This is a genomic window from Eubacterium sp. AF22-8LB (assembly GCF_003458715.1).
Taxonomy (GTDB): domain Bacteria; phylum Bacillota_I; class Bacilli_A; order Erysipelotrichales; family Erysipelotrichaceae; genus Holdemanella.
On record NZ_QRVI01000049.1, the window covers coordinates 1 to 6,422 of the forward strand.

The following is a 6,422-nucleotide window of genomic DNA, read 5'->3' on the forward strand; positions in this document are numbered from 1 at the left end:
ATATAATTGTCGATTTTTTTGAAATGATTTTCAATCCATCATATTACTTGGCGCTTACGTCTAAAGTTTCGAAACCAAATGATATTAAGTATTTAGGATTTGGATTCTTTATGGACGAGAATGACGGGTTATGGAAAGCCAAACCCCATGCAAAATCAGTCGAGAAACTAAAACTTAAGCTTAAGAGACTTACCAGTAGAAGATGGTCAATCAGTTTAGACGAACGTCTTGAGAAAATTAAGAAAACAATCGTGGGATGGACCAACTATTATAAGATTGGTTATTGGAAGGATGTAGCACGAATTGTTGATGCGCATGTAAGATTTAGATTACGAATGTGCATATGGAAACAATGGAAAAAAGTGAACACCAAGAAGAAAGCCCTGATTAGTCTTGGAGTACCGAAAAGAGAAGCATGGATGCTTGCGAACAGTCGAAAAGCTTATGCAAGATGTGCAAGTAGTTTCTTAAATAACGTGCTTACAAATAAAAGACTAAAAGAAAGAGGCCTAGTATTCTTACTAGACCAATATAATTTAAAGCACTGTTAATATGAATTTGAACCGCCGTGTGCCGGTCGGCTTGCCCGGTGGTGTGAGAGGACGAAAGTTATTTACTTTCTCCTACTCGATTGTTGAGAAACTGATGAAATTCAGTAATTTAGCTATACCTTATATTCTCAAATAATGGAAGAGGAAAATTAATTTTGATATGCCTTTAAAGTTCAAATATTTTGGTATAATGATTATGAGAAATAGGATGAGGAGAATAATACTATGTTTAAAATTTTGTTTCCATCAAGTCTAATGGATTCTAATGAAGTGGATTTGGCATTAAAAAATGAATATAATGCCGCCATTCGAGCTGGATTTGATGTGCTATTGTTTGATCAGGAACAATGGTATATGTATCAAGTCTTGAAGATGAATATAACTAATTTGGGTGAAGAACCCATCAAAGTGTTATTTAGAGGATTTAGGATGCAGCCTTGTGCATATCGAGAATTTAGCGTTCAATTGAAGTATTTAGGTTATCATTTACTAATTGAACCAAATGAATATGAGAATATGTATGCATTCCAGAAGATGTATTCAACACTTAGAGAAGATTGTGTACCAATCATACGTTTTCCAATGGATACTCTTATTGATGTTGAATTTATAAAGCACAAATTAGGAAAATTTATGATAAAGGACAATACGATTTGTGTTAAGGAATGCGGCTTTCCAGCTTTCTTTGATCAAAGTACAACACAGGAAGAATTCGATTCTTGGATCACAAGATTGAGTAAATACCATAAGGATATGTCTACAGGTGAATTGTATGCGGAAAAGTATTATGATAACATTCAAAATGTATGTCGTGTCTTCTATTATAAAAACATGCCTTTGTATATGACTAACGATAGTGTACAGCCACCTGTTGAGTTGATACATAAATATGAAGTGTTAAATAGTCCTTTCTTTACAATCGATTTTGCCCAATTCGAAAATGGAACATGGAAAATTATAGATTGTAAGGATGCTCAGATTTCACTTGTTTCTAACGAACCAGAAAAATTATATTATAGCTTAAGCAAGAACTCCTAAATAGGAGTTTTTTCTTTTCATTTCATAAACATCACAATTCAGACTCTTTATAATTAAAAGAGCTATTCGTGAATCTTCTGAAAAAAGGATGATATCTTGAGTTCCCAAAGATTCCGATTTTGAAAGAGGAGGATGTCTTATGTATATATATTGATGTTGTCATGGTTTTATTGGCTTTAGTTGAATTACTAAAAATCACATTGATGATTATAGAAAAATGTAAAAGACACTAGTTCACCCAACACCAACGGATTAAACTAGTATCTTAACATTAGAAAATTCAGAGTGGCCACTGTATCCAGTAGTCTTTCTGTATATGTACCATATCGATTTATTGCGGCTTATGCAAATGAATTGTATTAACAAGTTTGCATACGCCATCACTTAGTAATTCGATATTTTCTTCATTAAAAATGATATCTCTTGAGGTGTGAATTCGATCGAGATAATAGAATAAACCTTTCTTAAGACTGCAGACTCCATATGCATATTTAAAGTTGAAGTTGTCAGATGGATAAAATCCAAATCCTTTGTTCATGTGTACATTTATATAATTTGTAGATGCAAATGTTTTTATAATAACTTCATGTTTTGATTGATCATTTTTGATTTGTTTTGTCGGAAAGAAAAATATATCATTGGCATCGGATACACAATCAAAATTAATGATAAGTTTATTCTTAATATATTCCTTATATTCTTTCGCAAAAGCAGCAGAACCTAATAAACCGAGTTCTTCATTGTCAAATAAAACAAAACATATTTCATCTCTGAAATCTTCTGGTAATTTGATGGCAGATTCAATGATCGTAACGACACCACTTGTATTATCATTTGCAGTATGTTTATTTGCCTTTCCAAACAACATCCAAATCATAATAATTAACCATGAAATAGAAGAAGCGATACTAAGTTCAAACCCATTGAATAGACCTGTCCAAACAAATAATTTAATGAAAACAATATTTATTAAGAATATAAGAATCAAAACGCAAATAATAATGGCTAATTGTGACAAAATCAGTCCAAACAAGTTATTAGGCACAATTAAATTGGGAAATGGTAAGACCGCCTGTGTATCATAGTGAGCTGTACAGAATATCTTAGCTTTTTCCATATTACCAATAATTATATTATTATTTATCCCTTTATTTTGAATTCTGGGGCAATACCCATATTGATTAAGTTCATGAATTATATATTTACGAAATTCCTCTTTTTGTTTTTTTGTTTTACGAACCTGATAGTAATCAAGAATTTTACAACTTATTTCATTCATTCTTATTTCTCCCTTAGTTGTATATATTTTATCATAAGGTGAATGGTTTTCGTATTTATGATATAGAATTCGAAAAAGTCAAGATAAATCTATCTAATGCGATGAAAATATTGCGATTTAGACAAGATAAGATCATTCGCAACAAAATGCTTGGAGTTAATAATGTTTTCACATTGGATCTTTATAATAGGTCTTATAGTAGATTTATAGTTTAAATTTGTTAAATTTCACCGTTTACTAACATAAAATGTAAGTACGAGGTGAAAACATGATAGTTACGTATGAAATGTTAAAGGAAAGTCTAACGGATTATAAGGCTAAAGATATAAAAATCAAACGTTTGAGTGATAATAAAGAAATTATTAAGCTTACTAGAAATTTGTATGAGACAAATAAAAATGCACCTGGCTATGTCGTTGCGAATGCAATCTATTCACCATCTTATTTGTCATTTGATTATGCCTTAGCACATTATGGTCTTATTCCTGAAGCAGTATATACATATACAAGTGCAACATTTGGTAAGGGTAAAAAGAAATCATATAAAAATGATTTTGGAACTTATACATATCGAGATGTACCTGCAAATATTTATCCTTATGGTTTACAAATTTTTCAAGAACAAGATTATTCATATGTCATGGCAACAGCCGAAAAAGCATTATGTGATAAGCTATATACTTTAAAAGTGGTACGTAATAAGAAAGATATGTATGATTTATTATTTGATGATTTACGCATAGATATGGACGTCTTAAAACGACTCGATTTTAATATTTTATATACACTCTGTGATAACTATGGATCTACAAATATGAAATACTTAAAAAAAGTATTAGGAGATCTAGATGAAAACAATTCTTGAACAAATGGTTGAGTCGTATCAGCCAAAAAAGCAATGAAGAAAAGCGAAATGTTGTTAAAGAAGTCATGCAAGAAATTACTCTTTGTGCTTTGAGTAAAGCAGGATTCTTTGATGTGGCCGCATTTTATGGTGGGACTGCATTAAGGATATTTTATGGACTTGATTGTTTTTCTGAAGACTTAGATTTTTCGTTAATGACGAAAAATCAAGATTTCGATCTTAGTACATACGTTCCAACTTTAAAATTGCTTGTTCAGTCATTCGGTTTAAATGTGGATGTTGAAATTAAACATAAAACTTTAGATTCTGCCATCCAATCTGCGTTTCTAAAGGGCGATACAATTGAACAATTTTTATTGTTTTATCCAAACGATTTAGTTACTGGCATAAATAAAAACGAAAAAGTAAAAATTAAATTTGAAACAGATACCATGCCTGCAGGTCTTGCGACATATGAAACAAAATATCGATTATTACCAATGCCATATAGTATTAAATTGTATGATGAAGCTTCCTTATTTTCTGGAAAGATACATGCAGTTATTTGTCGTTCATGGAAATCTAGAGTTAAAGGAAGAGATTTATAATTCAATCTAAGAACACTCGTGACTTTAGTCATGAGATGAATTAGATGTGCAGATGTTAAATAAATAAATTAACAATAAATGATAAATATAGTGTTTTAAGTATATACATATGTTATAATATTGATGAGGCAAAAACACATGGAAGTTGTTAAAGGAAGAGGCTATGTCTATTCAATACAGTATCATATCGTATGGTGTGTAAAGTATCGTCGTGATGTCTTGAATGGACAGGTCGCAATAAAATTAAAAGGGCTGCTGACTCAGATTTCAAAGGATAATGGTTTTCAAATTCTGGAAATGAATATGGAGGAAGATCATATCCGTATGCTGATCAATTGTACGCCGCAGCATTACATTCCAAATATTATAAAAGCTATGAAGGGTGTGTCGGCCAGACTCTTAATGAAAGAGTTTGGGGATGATCTAAGATCCAAATTATGGGGTGGACATCTATGGAATCCTTCTTATTTTGTAGCTACAGTTTCTGAAAATACAGAAGAACAGATTATAGAGTATATAAGAAGTCAAAAAAGAAAATAGCGAATCAATAAGGAGAAATCATCATGGAAAAGGCATTCAAGTATCGTATCTATCCAAATAGAGAACAAAGAATATTGTTGGCCAAGACTTTTGGCTGCACTCGTTTTGTATATAATCATTATCTGGCAAAGCGTAAGGATGCCTATGAAAAAGATGGAATCACATTCAGTTATTCGGCATGTGCTAAGGATCTAGTTTCTTTAAAGAAAGAATATGAATGGCTTAAGGAAGTGGATTCTGTGGCTCTACAGTCAAGTGTAAAGAATCTGGATACGGCATATATCAATTTCTTTCGAAAAAAGGCTGAATATCCTAGATTCAAATCGAAGAAGACACATCGTTATTCGTATACAACAAAATATACGAATGGTAATATTGAACTATATGAAAATAAGGTCAAGCTTCCTAAGATTGGTCTTGTAAAGATAAAGAAAACACGAGAACCAAAGGGAAGACTACTGAGTGCAACGGTATCACAAGTACCGAGTGGAAAGTATTATGTTTCATTATGTTATACGGATGTAGAAGAAGTCTTGTTTCCACTGACATACAATGAAACAGGTATAGATCTAGGTATCAAGGATTTTATCGTATTGAGTAATGGTGAAAAGGTAGGGAATCCAAAATATTTGAAGAAGTCGATTGAGAAACTGAAAAAGCTACAGAAGCAGCAGTCACGAAAAACAAAGGGCGGCCGCAACTGGATCAAAAACAGAATCAAGATCGCAAGACTTCATGAAAAGATAGCGAATCAAAGAATGGATTTTCTAAACAAACTATCTACAAGAATCATTAGAGAATATGACATTATCTGCATTGAAGATTTAAAAGTCGACAACATGCTTAAAAACCACAATCTAGCCCAGTCTATATCGGATGTATCCTGGTTAAAGTTTACAACTCAGCTAGAATACAAAGCCCAGTGGTATGGAAAGGTGATCAAGAAAGTAGACACATTCTATGCGAGCAGTCAGATCTGTCATTGTTGCAGATATAAGAATGAAGAAATAAAAGATTTAAAAGTAAGACAATGGACATGTCCAAAATGCCATTCAATTCATGACAGAGATGTAAATGCATCCATCAATATATTAATGCAAGGCATATTAGCCAATTAGCCAAAACAAAAACAACCGCAGGAACTGCGGGGATAGCTTGGTAAGAAAGGTTTCGATAGAAGCCTGTTCCCAAGAATCTCGTCACTTCAGTGATGAGAGGTTCAAATGACTATGTTTTCTATTTAACTAGAAACACAAGATTTAATTTAGAGCATTTAAGAGAAAAATTAATGGAATCACATATTATATCTCAAGAAGATAAATTTGATGTGGACTTTGTGAAGACATTACTGATCGTACGATTTGATGAAATTGATTTTAACGATGCGAAAAAAGATGTTTTACCATTCATTAAAGATACGAGTGTTTTGGATATTTGGAGTAAAGAATTTTTTATCGCAATCACATCCCAATTAACTAATAAATAAAGGACACTCGCTTGAGTGTCTCAGACTGTTGACAAAGTGACTGTCGACAGTCTTTTTAAAATCTGATAGAATATCT

At 32.0% G+C, this 6,422-nt stretch carries 8 protein-coding genes; 7 read left to right on the forward strand and 1 reads right to left on the reverse strand.

The features are described from left to right. Together DWY01_RS11130 and DWY01_RS11135 are read left to right on the forward strand one after the other, a co-directional pair. On the forward strand, positions 1 to 551 hold a 551-nt coding region (locus DWY01_RS11130; RefSeq protein ID WP_305775250.1), incomplete at its 5' end, for a group II intron maturase-specific domain-containing protein. 225 nt (positions 552 to 776) lie between these two features. Then, positions 777 to 1,589 (forward strand): ATP-grasp domain-containing protein, encoded by an 813-nt coding sequence (locus tag DWY01_RS11135; protein WP_117996187.1) that lies wholly within the window; start codon positions 777 to 779, stop codon positions 1,587 to 1,589. A 331-nt stretch (positions 1,590 to 1,920) separates the two neighbouring features. On the opposite strand, the gene DWY01_RS11140 is transcribed toward DWY01_RS11135, so the two are convergent. Next, on the reverse strand, positions 1,921 to 2,868 hold the full coding sequence (locus DWY01_RS11140; RefSeq protein WP_117996188.1) for a M28 family metallopeptidase: 948 nt from the start codon (positions 2,866 to 2,868) through the stop codon (positions 1,921 to 1,923). A gap of 268 nt (positions 2,869 to 3,136) precedes the next feature. On the opposite strand from DWY01_RS11140, the gene DWY01_RS11145 reads away from it, so the two are divergent. The 5 genes from DWY01_RS11145 to DWY01_RS11165 all read left to right on the forward strand — a co-directional run bounded on the left by DWY01_RS11145 (position 3,137) and on the right by DWY01_RS11165 (position 6,346). Beyond that, positions 3,137 to 3,733 carry a hypothetical protein gene (locus DWY01_RS11145; protein ID WP_117996189.1) on the forward strand — a complete coding sequence of 199 codons (597 nt, stop codon included), beginning with the start codon at positions 3,137 to 3,139 and terminating at the stop codon, positions 3,731 to 3,733. Next, positions 3,730 to 4,320 carry a nucleotidyl transferase AbiEii/AbiGii toxin family protein gene (locus DWY01_RS11150; protein ID WP_243002008.1) on the forward strand — a complete coding sequence of 197 codons (591 nt, stop codon included), beginning with the start codon at positions 3,730 to 3,732 and terminating at the stop codon, positions 4,318 to 4,320. Before DWY01_RS11145 ends, DWY01_RS11150 begins: the two co-directional genes overlap by 4 nt. 138 nt (positions 4,321 to 4,458) lie before the next feature. Continuing rightward, positions 4,459 to 4,860 carry an IS200/IS605 family transposase gene (tnpA, locus tag DWY01_RS11155; protein ID WP_117996190.1) on the forward strand — a complete coding sequence of 134 codons (402 nt, stop codon included), beginning with the start codon at positions 4,459 to 4,461 and terminating at the stop codon, positions 4,858 to 4,860. 23 nt (positions 4,861 to 4,883) lie between these two features. After that, the gene (tnpB, locus tag DWY01_RS11160; RefSeq protein WP_117996191.1) at positions 4,884 to 5,978 is read left to right on the forward strand and encodes an IS200/IS605 family element RNA-guided endonuclease TnpB; all 1,095 of its coding nucleotides are present in this window, start codon (positions 4,884 to 4,886) and stop codon (positions 5,976 to 5,978) included. A 170-nt stretch (positions 5,979 to 6,148) separates the two neighbouring features. Continuing rightward, positions 6,149 to 6,346 carry a hypothetical protein gene (locus DWY01_RS11165; RefSeq protein WP_117996192.1) on the forward strand — a complete coding sequence of 66 codons (198 nt, stop codon included), beginning with the start codon at positions 6,149 to 6,151 and terminating at the stop codon, positions 6,344 to 6,346. Positions 6,347 to 6,422: the final 76 nt, after the last annotated feature.

Excerpts from the sequence above, each read along its gene's own strand:
- DWY01_RS11135 (WP_117996187.1), top strand. The coding sequence starts at position 777 with ATGTTTAAAATTTTGTTTCCATCAAGTCTAATGGATTCTAATGAAGTG.
- DWY01_RS11140 (WP_117996188.1), bottom strand. The coding sequence starts at position 2,868 with ATGAATGAAATAAGTTGTAAAATTCTTGATTACTATCAGGTTCGTAAA.
- DWY01_RS11145 (WP_117996189.1), top strand. The coding sequence starts at position 3,137 with ATGATAGTTACGTATGAAATGTTAAAGGAAAGTCTAACGGATTATAAG.
- tnpA (WP_117996190.1), top strand. The coding sequence starts at position 4,459 with ATGGAAGTTGTTAAAGGAAGAGGCTATGTCTATTCAATACAGTATCAT.
- tnpB (WP_117996191.1), top strand. The coding sequence starts at position 4,884 with ATGGAAAAGGCATTCAAGTATCGTATCTATCCAAATAGAGAACAAAGA.
- DWY01_RS11165 (WP_117996192.1), top strand. The coding sequence starts at position 6,149 with ATGGAATCACATATTATATCTCAAGAAGATAAATTTGATGTGGACTTT.